Origin of the sequence: Geobacillus sp. ZGt-1, from assembly GCF_001026865.1 — a bacterium.
GTDB lineage: Bacteria > Bacillota > Bacilli > Bacillales > Anoxybacillaceae > Geobacillus > Geobacillus thermoleovorans.
Genome location: NZ_LDPD01000023.1, coordinates 238,445 through 238,860, shown reverse-complemented (window position 1 = coordinate 238,860; position 416 = coordinate 238,445). Strand labels below are relative to the sequence as shown.

1 pseudogene is annotated in these 416 nt (G+C 50.7%); it reads left to right on the top strand.

What is annotated here, in order from left to right:
- Positions 1–387, top strand: a pseudogene (locus tag VU18_RS20010) (transposase); the annotation flags it as partial.
- Positions 388–416 lie beyond the last annotated feature (29 nt).

Genomic DNA, 416 nt, shown 5'->3' with positions numbered 1-416 from the left:
ATCTTGAAGCTGTATAAAGGCCACATCTCGGTGGAAATGAACTTTGCCTTTTTGAAAGACCTGTTCTTTACGGATGAAATCTATGTAAAAAAACCGGAACGGGTCGGGGTGCTGGGGTATTTGTTTTTGTTGGCGTTGGCCATTTATCGCGTCTTCCAGCGCCGGGTGCGCCAATTCATTACTCCGGAGCAGCCTCTAAAGGGCGCAGGAGGACGCAAACTGACCCGGCCGACGGGGCAAGCGATCTTTCAGTTGTTTCAGTATGTCAAAGTGGTGCTTCTCAAGCAGCCAGACGGGCAAATCCAACGTGCGTTAAGCCAACCGCTCACGTACGAGCAGCGAAGGATTCTGCAAGGGTTGGGGTTGGACGAGAGCATTTACGTCTAATGGGATAAAGAACGACCAGCGATGGTAAA